This window comes from Bradyrhizobium viridifuturi (assembly GCF_001238275.1).
GTDB classification, from domain to species: domain Bacteria; phylum Pseudomonadota; class Alphaproteobacteria; order Rhizobiales; family Xanthobacteraceae; genus Bradyrhizobium; species Bradyrhizobium viridifuturi.
The window spans coordinates 18,627-35,846 of sequence record NZ_LGTB01000031.1 but is presented as its reverse complement, the minus strand read 5'-3'; the positions used below and the strand labels follow the sequence as shown (position 1 = coordinate 35,846).

The 17,220-nt window shown below is 65.5% G+C and carries 17 protein-coding genes, 1 other RNA gene and 3 pseudogenes; 17 read left to right on the top strand and 4 right to left on the bottom strand.

Features of this window, described 5'->3' with window-relative positions; genetic code table 11:
- Positions 1-32 precede the first annotated feature (32 nt).
- From ALC15_RS26085 to ALC15_RS26070, 5 genes are all read left to right on the top strand, one after another.
- Entirely contained in the window at positions 33-353 is a 321-nt protein-coding gene (locus ALC15_RS26085; protein WP_050629740.1) for a DUF4164 domain-containing protein, read from the top strand.
- Entirely contained in the window at positions 350-733 is a 384-nt protein-coding gene (locus tag ALC15_RS26080) for a cell division protein ZapA (RefSeq protein WP_050629739.1), read from the top strand. Before ALC15_RS26085 ends, ALC15_RS26080 begins: the two co-directional genes overlap by 4 nt.
- Positions 734-1,074: 341 nt before the next feature.
- Positions 1,075-1,235: non-coding RNA, 6S RNA (ssrS, locus tag ALC15_RS41185), on the top strand.
- A gap of 168 nt (positions 1,236-1,403) precedes the next feature.
- Positions 1,404-1,982 (top strand): 5-formyltetrahydrofolate cyclo-ligase, encoded by a 579-nt coding sequence (locus ALC15_RS26075; RefSeq protein WP_050629738.1) that lies wholly within the window; start codon positions 1,404-1,406, stop codon positions 1,980-1,982.
- A 2-nt stretch (positions 1,983-1,984) separates the two neighbouring features.
- The gene (locus ALC15_RS26070; RefSeq protein ID WP_050629737.1) at positions 1,985-2,809 is read left to right on the top strand and encodes a TIGR00282 family metallophosphoesterase; all 825 of its coding nucleotides are present in this window, start codon (positions 1,985-1,987) and stop codon (positions 2,807-2,809) included.
- 194 nt (positions 2,810-3,003) lie between these two features.
- On the opposite strand, the pseudogene ALC15_RS26065 reads toward ALC15_RS26070, so the two are convergent.
- Together ALC15_RS26065 and ALC15_RS26060 are read right to left on the bottom strand one after the other, a co-directional pair.
- A pseudogene (locus tag ALC15_RS26065) lies at positions 3,004-4,425 on the bottom strand (methyl-accepting chemotaxis protein); the annotation flags it as partial.
- 150 nt (positions 4,426-4,575) lie between these two features.
- Positions 4,576-6,329, bottom strand: a pseudogene (locus ALC15_RS26060) (methyl-accepting chemotaxis protein).
- A gap of 213 nt (positions 6,330-6,542) precedes the next feature.
- Between ALC15_RS26060 and ALC15_RS26055 the strand changes: the two are divergent.
- From ALC15_RS26055 to ALC15_RS48180, 8 genes are all read left to right on the top strand, one after another.
- Positions 6,543-7,289 carry a YebC/PmpR family DNA-binding transcriptional regulator gene (locus tag ALC15_RS26055; protein WP_050629736.1) on the top strand — a complete coding sequence of 249 codons (747 nt, stop codon included), beginning with the start codon at positions 6,543-6,545 and terminating at the stop codon, positions 7,287-7,289.
- Positions 7,290-7,503: 214 nt separating this feature from the next.
- Positions 7,504-8,031, top strand: a complete 528-nt coding sequence (gene ruvC, locus ALC15_RS26050) for a crossover junction endodeoxyribonuclease RuvC (RefSeq protein WP_050419558.1) — start codon at positions 7,504-7,506, stop codon at positions 8,029-8,031.
- A complete protein-coding gene (ruvA, locus tag ALC15_RS26045; protein WP_021076496.1) occupies positions 8,028-8,645 on the top strand; it encodes a Holliday junction branch migration protein RuvA in 618 nt (205 codons plus the stop codon). The genes ruvC and ruvA overlap by 4 nt, the downstream gene beginning before the upstream one ends.
- Positions 8,642-9,691 (top strand): Holliday junction branch migration DNA helicase RuvB, encoded by a 1,050-nt coding sequence (gene ruvB, locus ALC15_RS26040; RefSeq protein ID WP_050629735.1) that lies wholly within the window; start codon positions 8,642-8,644, stop codon positions 9,689-9,691. The genes ruvA and ruvB overlap by 4 nt, the downstream gene beginning before the upstream one ends.
- 171 nt (positions 9,692-9,862) lie before the next feature.
- The gene (locus ALC15_RS26035; RefSeq protein ID WP_050629734.1) at positions 9,863-10,780 is read left to right on the top strand and encodes a metallophosphoesterase; all 918 of its coding nucleotides are present in this window, start codon (positions 9,863-9,865) and stop codon (positions 10,778-10,780) included.
- 159 nt (positions 10,781-10,939) lie between these two features.
- Positions 10,940-11,341, top strand: coding sequence for a tol-pal system-associated acyl-CoA thioesterase (gene ybgC, locus ALC15_RS26030; protein ID WP_430649191.1), 402 nt, complete (start codon positions 10,940-10,942; stop codon positions 11,339-11,341).
- Between the two features lie 80 nt (positions 11,342-11,421).
- Complete coding sequence (locus tag ALC15_RS26025; protein ID WP_050629732.1) at positions 11,422-11,889, top strand: nuclear transport factor 2 family protein; 468 nt, start codon at positions 11,422-11,424, stop codon at positions 11,887-11,889.
- 163 nt (positions 11,890-12,052) lie between these two features.
- Positions 12,053-12,526 carry a hypothetical protein gene (locus ALC15_RS48180; RefSeq protein ID WP_050629731.1) on the top strand — a complete coding sequence of 158 codons (474 nt, stop codon included), beginning with the start codon at positions 12,053-12,055 and terminating at the stop codon, positions 12,524-12,526.
- A 176-nt stretch (positions 12,527-12,702) separates the two neighbouring features.
- Here ALC15_RS48180 and ALC15_RS26015 read toward each other — a convergent pair whose 3' ends face one another.
- Complete coding sequence (locus tag ALC15_RS26015) at positions 12,703-13,347, bottom strand: glutathione binding-like protein (RefSeq protein WP_050629730.1); 645 nt, start codon at positions 13,345-13,347, stop codon at positions 12,703-12,705.
- A gap of 100 nt (positions 13,348-13,447) precedes the next feature.
- On the opposite strand from ALC15_RS26015, the gene ALC15_RS26010 reads away from it, so the two are divergent.
- The 4 genes and pseudogenes from ALC15_RS26010 to ALC15_RS25995 all read left to right on the top strand — a co-directional run bounded on the left by ALC15_RS26010 (position 13,448) and on the right by ALC15_RS25995 (position 15,916).
- The gene (locus ALC15_RS26010) at positions 13,448-14,107 is read left to right on the top strand and encodes a TetR/AcrR family transcriptional regulator (RefSeq protein WP_050629729.1); all 660 of its coding nucleotides are present in this window, start codon (positions 13,448-13,450) and stop codon (positions 14,105-14,107) included.
- 90 nt (positions 14,108-14,197) lie between these two features.
- Positions 14,198-14,845, top strand: coding sequence for a dihydrofolate reductase family protein (locus tag ALC15_RS26005; RefSeq protein WP_050629728.1), 648 nt, complete (start codon positions 14,198-14,200; stop codon positions 14,843-14,845).
- 98 nt (positions 14,846-14,943) lie between these two features.
- Positions 14,944-15,270: pseudogene (locus tag ALC15_RS46520) on the top strand (ArsR/SmtB family transcription factor); the annotation flags it as partial.
- 154 nt (positions 15,271-15,424) lie between these two features.
- Positions 15,425-15,916, top strand: a complete 492-nt coding sequence (locus ALC15_RS25995) for an SRPBCC domain-containing protein (RefSeq protein ID WP_094194099.1) — start codon at positions 15,425-15,427, stop codon at positions 15,914-15,916.
- Positions 15,917-16,107: 191 nt separating this feature from the next.
- On the opposite strand, the gene ALC15_RS25990 is transcribed toward ALC15_RS25995, so the two are convergent.
- Positions 16,108-17,073 carry a 2-hydroxyacid dehydrogenase gene (locus ALC15_RS25990; protein WP_050629727.1) on the bottom strand — a complete coding sequence of 322 codons (966 nt, stop codon included), beginning with the start codon at positions 17,071-17,073 and terminating at the stop codon, positions 16,108-16,110.
- Between the last annotated feature and the right edge of the window lie 147 nt (positions 17,074-17,220).

Sequence of the window (17,220 nt, the reverse complement as noted above, 5' to 3'; positions counted from 1 at the left end):
CAGGCCTAATTGAGGGGTCCACGCCGCGTGTCATGAGTGATCGTCTCGCCAACGGGTCTGGCAATACCGAGGCACCGCTTGCCGATATCGATGCTGCGACCAAGCGGCTGATGGCAGCACTTGATGCGCTGGAAAGCTCGGTGGAGCGGCGCCGCGAGGCCGACCGCGACGAGAACGAATTGGCGAGCAGGATCCAGGCGCTCGGCGCCGATCGCTCGCGGCTTGCCGACGAACTCGACGGATCGCTGGTGAAGACGCGCAGGCTCGAGCGCGTCAATCGCGACATCGCAGAAAAGCTCGACGCGGCGATCGGCACCATTCGCGCCGTGCTCGAGGGCGGAGAGGGTAGATGAGCCACATCAACGTCACCATCAATGGCCGGCAATACCGGATGGCCTGCGAGGAGGGCCAGGAGGTGCGGCTGCTGAAGCTCGCGGAGAATCTGCAGCAGCGCGTCGAATCACTGCGCGGCAAGTTCGGCGAGATCGGCGATGCGAGGCTCACCGTGATGGCGGCGCTGACCGCCTGCGACGAGTTGGTCGATGCGAGCGCGCGCATTCGCAGCCTCGAGGAAGAGATCGAGCAGCTGCGCAATGCCCGCACCGCCGCCACCGATCGCGCCCGCGCGACCCAGGCCGCGGTCTCCAACGCGCTCAACGCCGCTGCCGAGCGGATCGAGCGCACCACGCAGGTGCTCAACCGCACCATCGGCGGCGGCATCGCGATCGGGTGATCTTGCTCCCCCCTCCCTCGGAGGGCAGGACTATCGCATATGGCTGCCGGCTATGACGACGTGGAAACGTCGGTTGCAGAAGCATGCAAATGCCATGCGCGCCCCTTGGGGGAGTGCCGCCTGCCGGATTTCGGAATACCGGAAGAGTATCGGTGAGTTGCCCGACGCGTCAAGTCGTTTGGTCGAACGTCGGCCCCCGCCGCCGCTTTGCATGGGGTTGTTTTCGATATTTTGGCGGCGCGCCCCCGCAGATGCTCTCAGGTGGACAATGAAGAGGAGCAGGAGCTCTGCGTCGTCCTTACCGCTGGCGGATTTGGCCAACGATAGCTAGATTAGCCCCCGCGAAGCTGCGTCGTGCGTCAGGAGCCATATATCCCCGGGGCCTTATCGATCCTTTAGGGAACTGTCCCTGGCCGGGTCCGTGGACCCGGACATATGGTGCCCACCTACTTTCGTAGGGAACTCCGGGATCGAGCGCTCCAACGGCCTCTGCGGCTTCGCACTATTTTTGCTGTTGCCTGGTCGTCGCGCGGCGGCGGTTCGATTGTGGTGCAGCGCTGTCCCCTGCGAAGCAGGGCGTCCAGTGCGCCGCGGCCTGGCCCTTTGAATGCGAGCGTCTCTGAATGATGGATCGTCCGTTGTCGCGGACGACGACAGCGGAAGATGGATCATGCACGCATCTCCATCGAAGGCCGAGCTTCGGGCGCTCGCCCTCGCCAAGCGCGACGCGCTGAGCGACGAGCAGCGCGCGACGGCTGCGGAAGCGCTCGCCAAGCGCGGCGCGCCGTTCGAGATCACGCAGGGCATGATCATCTCCGGTTATGCGCCGATCCGCAGCGAGCTCGATCCGGCGCCGCTGATGAAGAAGCTTGCCGACAAGGGCGCGCGGCTCGCGCTGCCCTGCATCAATGCCCGCGGTCAGTCGCTGACCTTCCGCAGCTGGTCGCCGCAGGACCGGCTGATGCTCGGGCCGCTCGGCATTCCCGAGCCGTCGCCGGCCGCGGCCGAGGTGCATCCCGACGTGATGCTGGTGCCGCTCGCCGCATTCGACAAGCTCGGCCACCGCATCGGTTACGGTGCCGGCTATTACGACTATACCTTTGCGCATCTGCGCAAGGCCAAGCATGTGATCGGGGTGGGAATTGCCTTTGCTGCACAGGAAACCAAGGCTATCCCGGCGCTGTCGCACGACGTCCCGCTCGATTATGTGCTAACGGAGCGCAAGACGTTCGATTTCCGGAGTAGCTAGCCTTGCGTATCCTCTTCGTTGGTGACGTCGTCGGCAGGACCGGCCGCACCGCCATCTCAGACCATCTTCCCGGCATGATCAGGGACTGGTCGCTCGACCTCGTCGTCGTCAATGGCGAGAATTCCGCCGGCGGCTTCGGCATCACCGAGGCGATCTACCAGGAGCTCGTCGATGCCGGCGCCGACGCGATCACGCTCGGCAACCACGCCTGGAATCAGAAGGAGGCGCTGGTGTTCATCGAGCGCGCGCCGCGCCTGATCCGCCCGCTGAATTTCCCGCGCCACTCGCCCGGCCGCGGCGCCACGCTGGTCGACACCAAGAACGGCAAGCGCGCGCTCGTGCTCAATGCGATCGGCCGCGTGTTCATGGAGCCGTCGTCCAACGATCCGTTCAGCGCGATCGATCGCGAGCTCGAGGCCTGCCCGTTGCGCGAAGGCGCAGATGCCATCGTGCTCGATTTCCATGCCGAGGCGACCAGCGAGAAGCAGGGCGTCGGCTTCTTCTGCGACGGCCGCGTCAGCCTCGTGGTCGGGACCCATACCCATGTGCCGACCGCCGATCACCAGGTGCTGCCCGGCGGCACCGCCTATATGAGCGATGCCGGCATGACCGGCGACTATGATTCGGTGATCGGCATGCAGAAGGAGGAGCCGCTGCAGCGCTTCCTCACCGGCATTCCCTCCGGCCGTTTCGAACCGGCAGGCGGCGTTGCGACGCTCAGCGGCATCGCGGTCGAGACCGACGATGCGACCGGGCTTGCGGTCAAGGTCGCGCCGGTGCGCGCCGGCGGCCGGCTCGAGCCCGCGGTGCCGGGGTTCTGGACCTGAGTCATCATCAGGCCGCGGACTTCACGACTGGCCGGGACGAGGAGCGTCCATTATTTCGGAATAATGGAAAAATGCTCCTGAGTTGCCCGACGTGTCAAGTGCAGTGTCGGGCGCCGACAGCCGCCGGCTTGCTTTGCATGGGGTTGTTTTGCATTTTTTTGGCAGTGCGCCCCATCCCGGCCGGTGGCTGGCCTAGCCTGGCGGAAGCCCATCCGGAACGCGCCCCAGTGGCGGCCGCCGACGAAGATCGGCGATGACAGGTCCTTCATCAGCACGAAATTGCCGCCGCCCATGTCGCGGCGGTAGGTCTGCAGCAGGAACGGCTTGGTGTTGGCCGCAACCTTGCTCACCGCGCGGTCGTTGAACAGCCGGCGGTTGCGGCAATTGGCGTTGTTCCAGACCGGGTCCGGTCCCTGCGGCTGCCGGTAGTTCGGATTGTGGGTCGGTAGGTAGCCGCCGCGCGCCCAGGCGACGCAGAACACGATGCGCGGGTCGGTCTTCTGGATCGGGTCCTGGATCGCCGGCAGCACGCGGTCGGTGAAGCTGACGTAATCGGTCAGGTACTGCTTCGGATTGGTGCCGGCGATCTCGCGATACTTCTCATCCATTAATTGCGCCAGCGTGATCTCGCCGCGTGCGACGGCATTCTCGAACAGGTCGGAGATCTGCTTCGCAGTCTCGATCACGACGCGGATCAGCGGCGCATCGCTGGTTTCCACGCCGCTGTCGGCGATCATGACGATCAGGCTCTCGGAGAGCTCGAGCAGTTTCGCCACGCGGCCGTCGGCGTGCTTGAGGTCGCGCGAGGACAGGTCGACGCCCTTGGCAAGCTCGTTCAGCTCCGCGATCACGGTGTCGCAATGACCGAGATTGGAGGTCGCAGCGCGCGCCACGTTGCCGATCTCGGCGCCGACGGATGAGAAGCCCTCCTGCACGCGGGTGATGATGCCCGAGATCTGCTGGGCGCCTTCACCGGCGCTCTTGGCGCGCAGCGAGGCATCGCCGCTCTCGCCGATCAGGCTACCGATCTGGCCGTCGAGATCGCGCACGGTGTCGGAAATCTGGTGCGTCGCCTGGCGGGTCGCCTCGGCGAGGTTCTTCACCTCGCTTGCGACCACCGCAAAGCCGCGGCCGGCATCGCCGGCGCGCGCGGCCTCGATCGTGGCGTTCAGCGCCAAAAGGTTGGTCTGCTTGGCGATCGCCTCGATCGAGCCGGACACCTTGGCGACCTGGCTCAACGCCGAGCCGACCGCGGCGAGCCGCGCCTCGATCCGTCCGACCGCTGCGACGAGCTCGGCGATGTGGCTGACCGCCGTCTCGACCACGTTGCGCGATTCCGCGATCTGGCCGGCCGCGGCGGATGCGGTCGACTGCACCGCCTGCGACGCATTGGCGATGTCATGATTGGCCGAGACCATGATCTCGGCGGTCTCCTGCAAATGATGGAACCGCTCCGACTGGTTGGTGACGCGGTTGGCGACCTCCTGGACGTTGCCGGCGATGTCGGCAAGTTCCACGCCGAGGCCGCCGATGCGGTCGGCGAGCTGGTCGACCAGCCGTTCGGCCAGCGTCCGGTTCGATGACGTATCCAGCACTGCAAGCTGCGCAGCCGACATATCAGCACTTCCTCCAGTCACGGCGGCCCGTCGAGCCGCCGCAGCATTCCCCATTCCGATCTAGAGCGTGATTCGCGAAGGCCGTCTTGCCTGAGCGTGCACTGCGTACCCGGATGACGCTTCGCCGCATCCGGGCTACGGGAACTCCAATCAAAGCTTGTAGGCGGTGCGGAAAGCGCCCCAGTGCCGGCCGCGCACGCGGATCGGCACGTCGATCTCGCGCATCATCACGGTGGTGCCGTTGCCCATGTCGCGCGCGTAGCTCTGCACCAGGTAGGCGCGCTCATTGTGCGCGGCGGCGAGGCCCGCGGGATCGTTGAAGATGCGGCGATTGCGGCAATTGGCGGTGTTGTATGCCACGTCGCCCGGCCGCTGCGGATGCGAGTAGATCTTGTTGTGGACCGGCAGGTAGCCGTTGCGATCGACCGTCGCGCAGAACGCCAGGCGCTTGTCCCTGGCGAGGAACGCCTCGAGCAGAGCGGGCAGCGCGCGATCCGCCCAATCCAGCATCCTGGTGCGATACTGCACCGGATTGGTGTCGGGAATCTCCACATAGTCGGTGTCGAGCATGTCCGCGATCGTGATGGCGCCGTTCGCCAGTCCGTTCTCGAAGATCTTGTTCAGCTCGGCGCCTGCTTCCATCGCGCGGGTGATGAGTTCGGCGTTCTCCTCGTGGATCGCCCACATCCGGTCTTCGATCTTTTCGCGCAATTCAGCGGTCGACGCCTCGAACCGGGCCTGGCAGCCGGCCTTGGAGCGATCGCCGATCCTGATCCGACACGCGCCGATATCCTGCACGGTCGCGCTCAGGGTCTCTTGCGCCGGCAGCTTTTCGGCATCGGGCCCGCCGATCAGGATGCCGTCCATCGCCAGCTCGTAGACGGGTGCGTTAATGACACCGCGCGCGGTCGTAATCTTGATCCTGAGGCTGCAAGGCAGCCGCTCGTTCTTGCGCGGATCGCCGCGCTCGTCCTGGCGCAGCAGCACCGCGCAGCGCGCCTTCAGCTTCTGGGCAAACGCAGTGACCGCCTTGCCGGCCTTCGCGACATCGGCGCCATGCGCGGCGGCTTCGCGCGTCGCACTGTCGATCTCGCCGGCGCTGGTGCGACCGAGACGATGAAGTGCGAAGCAGAGGCTGCGTTCTGGCCCATCTCGCCGGTGATCTGGTTCTGCTCGGCCACCGCGCCGTTGACGTTCTCGAACACCGGGCGGATCTTTTCGATCGCCTCCGAGATCCGGTGGACGGCGTCGGCCGATCCGGTGGCGTCCTTCTGCAACGCCTCGATCTTCCTGGTGATCTCCTCGGTCGCGCCCTGGGTCTGCACCGCCAGCGCCTTGACCTCGGTCGCGACCACCGCAAAGCCCTTGCCGGCGGCGCCGGCGCGCGCCGCCTCGATCGTGGAATTGAGCGCCAGCAGCGTGGTCTGCCGTGCGATCTGCGCGATCAGGTTGACGACATTGCCGATCGCGGCCGAGGATTCGCGCAAGCGATCGACATTGGCGGTGGCCTCGCGCGCTGCGGCCGCGGCGTCGTCGGCGAGCTGGCTGGCGCTGCGCACCTGCGCGCCGATGCCTTCGGCTGAATGGGTGAAGCGGTCGGCGGCTTCGGAGAATGTCGTCGCGGTGCTCTGCGCGTCGCTGCTGCGGCCGGCCAGAGCATCGGTTCGGGCGCGGATGGTCGCGAGCCTTGTTGCCGTCGCCTCGGCGCCGTCGGCGACCGAGCTTGCGGCGCGCTCAAGCTGGCGGATCATTGCACCGAGCTCAAGTTCCAGCAGCTCCAGAATCTCCTTGGCCGAATCAGCCTCGGTGGAGATCTCAAGCTCGGCAACCGCGGCTGGAACCTGCGGCGCAACGGCCGGCGCAGCCGGCTCCGGCACTTGCTTTCGAAACAAACCGAACGCCATGGGAGTTCCGGGGGCTCTGGGAAAGTTACGGCGGGACGGCGGCGATCCTCGCATCGGGGCATGAAGTCATGGTTAACAAGTGCCTCATATTCCGGCTTGCGGTAGTATTCCCGGGCCGGAGGGCCCCGCCGATCCTTTGATTTTGACCGCGAGGGGCCTATAAGGCCGCGTTTTCCATCCCTGTTCAGACCCTAAGCTCCAAAGAGACGTCGCATGGCCGGCCATTCCCAATTCAAGAACATCATGCACCGCAAGGGCCGGCAGGATGCTCAGAAGTCGAAGCTTTTCGGCAAGCTGGCCCGCGAAATCACCGTGGCGGCCAAGCTCGGCACGCCGGACCCGGCGATGAACCCGCGGCTGCGTGCCGCCGTGGTCGCAGCCCGCGCCGAGAACATGCCCAAGGACAATATCGACCGCGCCATCAAGAAGGCCGCGGGCAATGAGGGCGAGAACTATGACGAGATCCGCTACGAGGGTTATGGCCCCGGCGGCGTCGCCGTCATCGTCGAGGCGCTGACCGACAACCGCAACCGCGCCGCCTCCGACATCCGCTCGTTCTTCACCAAGTCCGGCGGCAATCTCGGCGAAACCGGCTCGGTCGCCTTCATGTTCGATCGCACCGGCATCATCGAATACGACGCCAAGGTTGCCTCCGACGACGCGATGCTGGACGCCGCGATCGAGGCCGGCGCCGACGACGTCGTCTCCAGCGAAAGCGGCCACGAGGTCTACGCCTCGCAGGATACCTTCCGCGAAGTGGCAAAGGCGCTGGAGGCGAAGTTCGGCGAGCCGCGCAAGGCGGCGCTGACCTGGAAGCCGCAGAACACCGTCTCGGTCGACGACGAGACCGGCGAGAAGCTGTTGAAGCTGATGGACCTGCTCAACGAGCACGATGACGTTCAGAACGTGTTCGCCAATTTCGAGGTCTCCGACGCGCTGATCGCCAAGATGGGCGGCTAGTCGCTTGCACTGCTGTCATCGCCCGGCCCGACCGGGCGATCCAGTATTCCAGAGGCCGGTGTTTGATCCGAGAAGCCGCGGCGTACTGGATCCCCCGCTTTCGCGGGGGATGACGAGTACGGCTGGATGACCAGCACGGTGCGATGACAAGCGGAGCAGGGGATGAGCCTCCGTTTGTGTTTCGTTCTCCCGGCGCAGGCGGTATCACTACCCCATGACAGCCCAGCCGATTCGCTCTCCCGTCCGCATCATCGGTATCGATCCGGGTCTCCGCCGCACCGGCTGGGGCGTGATCGAGACCGAAGGCAACCGCCTGGTCTATATCGGCTGCGGCTCGGTCGAGCCGCCGGATGATCTGCCGCTGGCAAGCCGGCTGCTCGCGATCCATGAAGGGCTTGCCGCCGTGCTCGGCGACTTCAGGCCGGCAGAGGCCGCGGTCGAGCAGACCTTCGTCAACAAGGACGGCGTTGCCACGCTGAAGCTCGGCCAAGCCCGCGGCGTTGCCATGCTGGCGCCCGCAATGTTCGGTATCTCGGTCGCCGAATACGCGCCGAACCAGGTCAAGAAGACCGTGGTCGGCGCCGGGCATGCTGAGAAGAACCAGATCCAGGTGATGCTGAAGATCCTGCTGCCGAAAGCCGAGCCGCCGTCCGCGGATGCCGCGGATGCACTCGCGATCGCGATCACCCACGCGCATCACCGCCAGAGCGCGGCGCTGCGGCTCAGGGTGGCGAACCTATGATCGGCAAGCTGAAGGGGCTGATCGATTCCTACGGCGAGGATTACGTGATCCTCGACGTCGGCGGCGTCGGCTATCAGGTGCATTGCGCGGGTCGCACGCTACAGGCCTTGCCGTCGCCGGGCGGAGCGGCCGTGCTCTCGATCGAGACCTATGTCCGTGAGGACGCGATCAAGCTGTTCGGCTTCCGCAGTGATCACGAGCGTGAGTGGTTTCGTCTGCTGCAGACCGTGCAGGGCGTCGGCGCCAAGGTCGCGCTCGCGGTGCTCGGCACGCTGCCGCCGACCGATCTCGCCAATGCCATCGCGCTGCGCGACAAGGCGGCGGTGGCGCGGACGCCGGGCGTCGGGCCGAAGGTCGCCGAGCGCATCGTCAGCGAATTGAAGGACAAGGCGCCGGGCTTTGCCGATGTCGATCCCGCGGTGGTGCAGCTCTCGGGCGCGATCGACAACAACCGCGCGCCGCGCCCGGTGACGGACGCGATCTCCGCGCTGGTCAATCTCGGCTACGGCCAGCCGCAGGCCGCCGCCGCGATCGCCGCCGCGTCGCGCAGCGCCGGTGAGAGCGCCGAGACCGCGCAGCTGATCCGGCTGGGGCTTAAGGAATTGTCGAAGTGAACACGCCCTCGCGCATCGTGACGCCCGAACGCCGCTCCGACGATGTCGGTGACACCGCACTGCGTCCGCAGTCGCTGACGGAGTTTGTCGGCCAGGCCCAGGCGCGCAAGAATCTCTCGATCTTCATCGAAGCCGCCAAGAAGCGCGGCGAGGCGCTCGATCACGTGCTGTTCGTCGGTCCCCCCGGCCTCGGCAAGACCACGCTGGCGCAGATCGTCGCGCGCGAGCTCGGCGTCGGCTTCCGCGCCACCTCCGGCCCGGTGATTGCGAAAGCCGGCGATCTCGCGGCGCTGCTCACCAATCTGGAAGAGCGCGACGTGCTGTTCATCGACGAGATCCACCGCCTGAGCCCGGCGGTGGAAGAGGTGCTCTATCCCGCGATGGAGGATTTCCAGCTCGATTTGATCATCGGCGAAGGTCCCGCGGCACGCTCGGTGAAGATCGAGCTGTCGAAATTCACGTTGGTCGGCGCGACGACGCGCGCCGGCCTGCTCACCAATCCGCTGCGCGACCGATTCGGCATTCCAGTCCGGCTCAACTTCTACACTGTGGAAGAGCTGGAGAAGATTGTCACCCGCGGCGCCCGCGTGCTTAACATCGGCATGAGCCCGGACGGCGCCAACGAGATCGCGCGCCGCGCCCGCGGCACGCCGCGCATCGCCGGCCGACTGTTGCGCCGGGTGCGCGACTTCGCCTCCGCGGCCGATGCTGATTCCGTCGATCGCGGCATCGCCGACCGCGCGCTGAGCGCGCTCGAGGTCGACAGCGCCGGGCTCGATGCGATGGACCGGCGTTATCTCACCACCATCGCCCTGAACTATGGCGGCGGGCCGGTCGGCGTCGAGACCATGGCGGCGGCATTGTCGGAGCCGCGCGATGCGATCGAGGACATCATCGAGCCCTATCTGATCCAGTGCGGCTATCTGCAGCGCACGCCGCGCGGCCGGCTCCTGACCTCGCATGCCTTCCGCCATCTCGGCCTCGCCGAGCCGAACCGCGACCCCTCGCAGTTCGGCCTGTTCGGCGGCAACGGCGACGACGACTAGGCCAGCGCTCTCGAAGACGTGAATAGACGTGTTGATGCAGCGCATCGCGCGGGCCGGTAGCCTTGCGCGCTAACCATTGCGTAGCGTCTGCAGGCCGTTTGCACAAACGCGGCCCAATTTCGCTCCAATCAACGGGCCTATGGTCGTTCAGGCATCACCGATCACACGTCCATGATCTCACGTCGTCATTTTCTTCGCGGCTTCGGCGGATTGACCGCCGCTTCCGCTTCGACCGCAGCCTACGGCGTCAGCGAGCCGGTCGTCCGGCTCGCGCTGACGCGCTACGATCTGTCGCCGCGGCAATGGCCGTCGGACTTTCCGCTCAGGATCGCCGCGCTCGCCGACATCCACGCCTGCGATCCCTGGATGTCGCTCGACCGCATCTCGGAGATCGTCGAGCGGACCAACGCGCTCAATGCCGACATCATCGTGCTGCTCGGCGACTATGTCGCGGGACTGCGCCACGTTACGCGCTTCATTCCGGCGTCCGAATGGGCCGCGGTGCTCAAGGGCCTGAAGGCGCCGCTCGGCGTGCACGCGGTGCTCGGCAATCACGATTACTGGGAAGACAAGACGGTGCAGCGGCAGGGGCAGGGTACGCCGGTCGCGCGTCGCGCGCTGGAGCGCGCAGGCATCCCGGTCTACGAGAACGACGCGGTGCGGCTCGTCAAGGACGGCCGCCCGTTCTGGCTCGCCGGTCTCGGCGACCAGCTCGCCTTCATGGCGGCGCGACGCTATCGCGAGATCAGGCGCATCGGCGTCGACGATCTCAACGGGACGCTCGCGAAAGTCACCGACGATGCGCCGGTGATCCTGCTGGCGCACGAGCCCGACGTTGCGCTGCGCGTGCCCTCGCGCGTCGCGTTGCAACTGTCCGGCCACACCCATGGCGGTCAGATCCGGCTGCTCGGCTGGTCGCCGGCGGTGCCCGTCAAGCACGGCATGCGGCTCGCCTATGGCCATATCAAGCTGAAATGCGACGTCGTCGTCTCCGGCGGCCTCGGCTGCAGCATCATGCCGTTCCGCCTCGGCGTGCCGCCCGAGATCGTGCAGGTGACGCTGGGTGCAAAGGGACCTGTGGTGTCCTGATCGCGCTTGCGTGATCGAGGAATTTGCGCAACACGATTGTTGTTCCAGAGCCTGATCCGGAAAAGCTTCCGAAGAGATCATGCTCAAACGACCTCAATCGAGGGGCCGCAATTGACCTTACCCCATATCGACGGCGCGATCCGCGACGGCCGGCACCATATGCAGGTCCGGGTCTATTATGAAGACACCGACTTTTCCGGCATCGTCTACCACGCCAATTACCTGCGGTTCATGGAACGCGGGCGCACCAATCACCTCCGATTGATGGGCGCCGAACAGAATGCGCTGTTCGAGGAGGCGCAGGAGGAGACCGGCGGCTTCGCCTTCGTGGTGCGCTCGATGACGCTGGACTTCCTCAAGCCCGCGCGGATGGACGACATGCTCGATGTCGTGACCTGGCCGATCGCGGTGAAGGGTGCCTCCATCATGCTGGCGCAGGAGGTCCGGCGCGGTGATGACGTGCTTGTGAAGGCGCAGGTCCGCGTTGCCTTCGTCAGCGGCGGCCGTGCGCAGCCGATCCCGAAATCCATTCGAGCGTTGATGAAGGCTGATTTGGCCTAACTATCGGGCGATAGCGAACGCCCCATCGACTCTCTGTCGCGTCGCGATAGATTTGTGCTGCCAACAACGAGGGATCGCCGATGTCACGCCCGCCACTGCCGCCCTTTACCCGCGAGACCGCCGCGCAGAAGGCGCGCATGGCGGAAGATGCCTGGAATTCGCGCGACCCGGTTCGGGTTGCCGGCGCCTACACCGAGGACAGCCGCTGGCGCAATCGCTCAGAGGTGTTTCAGGGGCGCGATGCGATCGTGGCCTTCCTGACCCGCAAATGGGAAAAGGAGCAGGAGTACCGCCTGATCAAGGATCTCTGGGCGTTCGACGGCAACCGCATCGCGGTGCGCTTCCAGTACGAATGGCACGATGCCAGCGGCAACTGGTTTCGCTCCTACGGCAATGAGCAGTGGGAGTTCGACGAGCACGGCCTGATGCGTCGCCGCGAGGCCTCGATCAACGACATCGCGATCTCGGAGAAGGACCGCCGCTTCCACTGGCCCGCGCCCGGCCCGCGGCCGGCCGATGTGCCGGGGTTGGGGGATAGTCCGTTTTAGTTGTCGTCCCGACGCCTGGTGAGCGATCGCACCGCTCCCGGATTGCGCTGCGCTTCATCCGGGCTACGGGATATTGCCCGGCCGATCGAAAGCGTTTGCAAGTCTCGATCACGATCGGTTTATTCGGCGATTGCAACCTCAACGCGTCTGCCGGACTCATTCCATGTCAATTGAACGTTCTACAGCCCTTGTGTTCACGGGCTTCCTCCTCGCGAGCGCTTTCTTAGCCATTCCAATTCAGCCAAGCGCGGCGAAAAGTGAGATGCGCGGGCCCGACACCTGGGGACCGATGTTCAGGCATCAGGTCGAGAGGTGTTGGAGGAAGCCTGTACGCGTCGGTGACGAGGCCGCGAGCATGAAGGTTGAGTTCGTGGTCAAGCTGACGCGAGAGGGTAAACTGGATGGGCAACCCGAGGTGTTGCCGGGGAGTAAGCCGGCTGCGTCAGATTATGCGCGAGCCTATCAAGCGAGTGCGCTGCGAGCGATCACTGACTGCCAGCCGTTCACTTTGCCGGCCGAATATTACGATCAATGGAAGCACTTCCAGCCGGTCTTTATGGAACGGCCCGCAGGGCAGGGGCAACCTGCCGCTGGAGAGCTCGATACGCGCAAGCTTTCGATTTGCCGAGGATGCTGACCGCGGCGCGCAGCCTACGGCGATACTTCACCTCGCCCCGCCTGCGGGGAGAGGTCGGATCGCATCGTCAGATGCGATCCGGGTGACGGGGAGTCTCCGCGAGTTCGTCTCTTAGCGACCTCGCGGAAACTCCCCCTCATCCAACCTTCTCTCCGCAAGCGGGGAGAAGGAGAAGCTTACGCCGCCGCCTTGTGGCGGGCGATCTCGGCCTTGTAGAGCTCGAACTCTTCCGCGACCGCCTTCGCGACCGAAGGCCGCGACCGCAGCCGTTCGTAGTAGGCCTTCAGCGCCGGCCATTTCGCGAGTTCGATCGGCGGCGTCGCCATCGTCCAGTTGATGACCGTGACGAGATAGGCGTCGGCGACGCTGAAGTGGTCGAGCAGATACTCGCGCCCCTTCAGATGATCCTCGACATAGTCGAGCCGCGAGACGTATTTCTCGAGTGCGTAGGATTTAGCCTCCGGCGGCGCCTTCTTGTCGAGCAGCGGCAGGAACAGGCCCTTGTGCAGTTCGGTGCCGATGAAGCACAGCCATTGATGCAGCTTCGAGCGTTCGGCGTTCGAGGCGGTGCCGAGGCCGGCCCGCGGAAACTGGTCGGCGACATATTGCAGGATCGCGGCGTTCTCGGTCAGCACCACGCCGTCGTCGGTGCGCAGCGTCGGCACCAGGCCGAGCGGGTTGACCTTGTTGAAGTCGGAACCGTCGTTGCGCACCTGCTTGGTCTTCGGATCGACTTCGAGGTAGTTGGCCGGCTGGCCCGCTTCATAGAGCGCGACGCGGGTCGCCATCGAGCAGGCGAGCGGCGAGAAATAAAGGTCCATGGGGTGCCTCCTTGGCGGTGTCCGGCGCGGGTGTCCCGGCCGTTGTTGATTTTTGTACTGTCCTGGATAATATTTGTCCGGTCAAGGAATTTAATGCGAAATGGTACAAAAAAGTAAGAAGCCGCCATCTGCTGCCAAAATTGCAGCGCCCGTCGCGCCGAAGCGGCGCGGGCGGCCGCGCGCCTATGAGCCCGACGTCGCGCTCGGCAAGGCACTCGACCTGTTCAGGCGCGACGGTTTTGCCGCGACCTCGCTCGATGATCTGAGTGCAGCGACTGGCATGAACCGGCCGAGCCTCTATGGCGCGTTCGGCGACAAGCGCGAACTCTACATCAAGAGCTACCAGCGCTATCGCGACGACGCGCGCGCCGCGATGGTCGACATCTTCCGCGCCGATGCACCGCTGCGCGAGCGGCTGGAACGCATCTATCGCATCGCGCTCGACATCTATCTCTCCGGCGAGTCCGGCCCGCGCGGTTGCTTCACGGTGATGACGGCTGCGTCGGAGGCGGTGTCGGATCCAGATATCCGCGCCATGGTGCTGGAGGGTCTGACCGAGCTCGACAAGGCGTTCGGCATCTGCTTCCGCCATGCCAAGGAGCGCGGCGAGCTGCCTGATGGCGCCGACCCGGCGGCGCTGGCGCACCTTGCATCCGCCACCATCCACACCATCGCGATCCGCGCCCGCGCCCGCGTGCCGCGCCGGGAACTCGAGGCGATCGTGAAGGGGGCCATCGACCTGATGTGCCGGGCCAATTAGAGGCGACAAAAATCTTCAGCAGCAAATGTCGGGTGCTGGTTTTCCGACCCGTCTTCCGTAAGGTCTCCCCACTCACGGAAACGGAACATCATGGGAAAAGTCAGGACTTCAGCATTCTCGGTCTCGATCGACGGATTTGGCGCGGCACCGCGTCAGAGTCTCGAAAATCCATTCGGCGAAGGCGGCATGGTGTTGCCCGGCTGGTTCCTCCAGACCCGGACGTTCCGCCAGACATTCGGCCAGGACGGCGGCAGCACCGGCCTCGATGACGAGATCGCGCGCAAGGCGATGGAGAATATCGGCGCCTGGATCCTCGGGCGGAATATGTTCGGTCCGATCCGCGGGCCGTGGCCGGATCATGCCTGGAAAGGCTGGTGGGGCCCCAATCCGCCGTATCATACGCCGACCTACGTGCTGACCCATCACGCGCGGCCCGACATCGAAATGGAAGGCGGCACCACGTTTCACTTCGTGACGTCAGGCATTCACGCCGCGCTCGAGCGCGCGCGTGCCGTTGCCGGGGACAAGGACATCCGGGTCGGCGGCGGCGTGTCGCTGGTGCGCCAATTCCTAGAGGCACGCTTGCTCGACGAAGTGCAGCTGGCGCTGTCGCCGGTGCTGCTCGGCGCCGGCGAGAATCTGTTCGCAGGGCTCGATCTGCCCGCGCTCGGCTATGCCGTCGTCTCACACGTCGCGAGCCCGAACGCCACCCACATCACCTTCGCGCGCAAATCGTAGTCGGCTCGCGCCCGCGTCGGCGGCCAAAATTGGCCGTTGACGCGGAGCGCGTTCGGGCGTACTTAACCTATAGGTTATTTAACCAATGAGCTAAGTATATGCCGCTGGACCCCCTCAGTTCGACCTTCGCGGCGCTGGCCGATCCGACCCGGCGCGCGATCCTGGCGCGGCTCGCACTCGGCGAGACCTCGGTGATGGAGTTGGCAGAGCCGTTCGACATGAGCCTGCCGGCGATCTCCAAGCATCTGAAGGTGCTGGAGCATGCCGGCCTGATCTCGCGCGGGCGCGAGGCGCAGTGGCGGCCGTGCCGCATCGCGCCCGACTCGTTCAAGCAGGTCGATGGCTGGCTCGGGAATTTCCGCCGTTTCTGGGACGAGAGCTTCAACCGCCTCGACGGACTGCTCGAGGAGATGAAGGCGGAGGAGGCCGCGAAGGTCCCGCCGCGCAAGCGTAAAGGCAAAGCGTTTTCAAGCGAAGTGGGCACCGGTTCGCGTGAAGAAAACGCGTCAAAGCAAGAGTCCGGAGCTTCGTCCCGATCTGATCGGAAAGAAGGCTTTGGTATGACAAAGGAGAAGCAACGTGGACGCACGCGTGGATAAGACGCTGAAGATCACCACCCCGTCGGATTTCGAATTCGCGATGACGCGCCAGTTCGACGCGCCGCGGCGCTTCGTGTTCGATGCGATGACCAAGCCGGAGTTTCTGGTCCGCTGGCTGGGCTGCGAGACGCTCGCCATGCCGGTGTGCGAGGTCGACCTGCGGGTCGGCGGCGCCTATCGCTTCGTGTTCCGCTCGTCCGAGGGCATAGAGCATGAACTCACCGGCACCTATCGCGAAGTGGTTCGTCCGGAGCGGCTGGCGTTCGGCGAAACCTTCTCGATGCCGGGCTTCACCAGCGACGAATATCTGGTGATCTCGACCTTCGTCGAGGAAGCCGGCACCACCACGTTGACCACCACCATCCGCCATCCGACCAAGGAGGCGCGTGACGGCCATCTCAACTCCGGCATCGATAAGGGCGTCGCGCCCGCCTACGACCGCCTCGCGGAGGTGATTGCCGAGATGGGCTGAGGCGGTGGACTCTCCACTTGTCGTCCCGGCCGAGTGCGCGCTTGCGCACGGAGCCGGGACCCATAACCACGGCTTGTCGTTGTCGCGGCAAGCTGGGGCCCCAGCTTTCTTGATCACGAACGTAGGTGGTTATGGTCCCGGGTCGCGCTTCGCTTGCCCGGGACGACACTGCCTTTATGGCCCCGCCGGTCTTAGTATCCCCGCTTGCGATCGACCAGGTTCTCGAGCTCCCCGCCTTGCTCGAAGCGTGCGATCTGCGCCGCGACGTATTTCGAGATCTCGTCGGCGTCGGTGTCGGCGGCGTTGTGCGGCGTCAGCACCACCTTCGGATGGCTCCAGAACGGGCTCGCCTCGGGCAGCGGCTCGGTCTCGAACACGTCGAGCGAGGCGGCGCCCAGCGTGCCGTCGTCGAGCGCGCGCAGGATGTCGGCTTCGTTCTGCAAGCCGCCACGGCCGGCATTGATGATCACGGGCGCGCCGAGCGGGCTGCTGCGGTTGAGCTTGGCGAATGCATCGCGGTTCAGCACATGGCGCGTGTCGGGTGTCAGCGGCAGCAGGCAGACCAGGATGTTGGTCGCGCGCAGGAATGCGTCGAGCCCGTCGGTGCCGTGGTAGCAATTGATGCCGTCGATCCGCTTCTCGCTGCGGCTCCAGCCGACCACGCGGAAGCCGAGCGCGCGCAGCGCCTGCGCGGCGGCCGCGCCGAGCGTGCCGAGCCCCATCACGCCGACGGTGATGGCGTTCGCCGCCCATTGATAGTCCGGCGCCCAGCGCTTCAATCGCTGCGACTCGCGCAAGTACAGCTCCTGGCGGTGATGCATCAGCACATGCAGCACGACATATTCGGTCATGCGGTCGGTGAGGTCGCCAACCGAGACCCGTACCAGCGGCACGTCGGGCAGCGAGCGGTCGGCCATCAGCGCGTCGACGCCGGCGCCGAGGTTGAAGATGACGCGCAGGTTCTTGAATGAAGCGAGCTCGCCGGGCTTCGGCTTCCACACCGCGGCATAATGCACTTCGGCGGGATCCAGCGCCGGGTCCGGCAGCAGCACGACGGGGCGGTCCGGGCAGATCGCGTCGAACCGCGCCTTCCAGCGCGCCGACGACCAGTTTTCCGAGCCGCCGTTGATCAGCAGCGCCAATGCGCCCTTACCCATCCAGATACCTCCAATTTCAATGTGATTGATATCACAGAGCAGGTCCGACCCGCTCCCTAGTCTCCTGCCATCAACCGGGGAGAACTTCCATGCGCAAGCTGATCCTGGCCGCGGCGTCATCATCGCCTCCGCTGCCACCGCTGACGC

Coding starts and splice junctions, on each gene's coding strand:
- ALC15_RS26085 (WP_050629740.1), top strand. CDS start 33: ATGAGTGATCGTCTCGCCAACGGGTCTGGCAATACCGAGGCACCGCTT.
- ALC15_RS26080 (WP_050629739.1), top strand. CDS start 350: ATGAGCCACATCAACGTCACCATCAATGGCCGGCAATACCGGATGGCC.
- ALC15_RS26075 (WP_050629738.1), top strand. CDS start 1,404: ATGCACGCATCTCCATCGAAGGCCGAGCTTCGGGCGCTCGCCCTCGCC.
- ALC15_RS26055 (WP_050629736.1), top strand. CDS start 6,543: ATGGCCGGCCATTCCCAATTCAAGAACATCATGCACCGCAAGGGCCGG.
- ruvC (WP_050419558.1), top strand. CDS start 7,504: ATGACAGCCCAGCCGATTCGCTCTCCCGTCCGCATCATCGGTATCGAT.
- ruvA (WP_021076496.1), top strand. CDS start 8,028: ATGATCGGCAAGCTGAAGGGGCTGATCGATTCCTACGGCGAGGATTAC.
- ALC15_RS26035 (WP_050629734.1), top strand. CDS start 9,863: ATGATCTCACGTCGTCATTTTCTTCGCGGCTTCGGCGGATTGACCGCC.
- ybgC (WP_430649191.1), top strand. CDS start 10,940: ATGCAGGTCCGGGTCTATTATGAAGACACCGACTTTTCCGGCATCGTC.
- ALC15_RS26025 (WP_050629732.1), top strand. CDS start 11,422: ATGTCACGCCCGCCACTGCCGCCCTTTACCCGCGAGACCGCCGCGCAG.
- ALC15_RS48180 (WP_050629731.1), top strand. CDS start 12,053: ATGTCAATTGAACGTTCTACAGCCCTTGTGTTCACGGGCTTCCTCCTC.
- ALC15_RS26015 (WP_050629730.1), bottom strand. CDS start 13,347: ATGGACCTTTATTTCTCGCCGCTCGCCTGCTCGATGGCGACCCGCGTC.
- ALC15_RS26010 (WP_050629729.1), top strand. CDS start 13,448: ATGGTACAAAAAAGTAAGAAGCCGCCATCTGCTGCCAAAATTGCAGCG.
- ALC15_RS26005 (WP_050629728.1), top strand. CDS start 14,198: ATGGGAAAAGTCAGGACTTCAGCATTCTCGGTCTCGATCGACGGATTT.
- ALC15_RS25990 (WP_050629727.1), bottom strand. CDS start 17,073: ATGGGTAAGGGCGCATTGGCGCTGCTGATCAACGGCGGCTCGGAAAAC.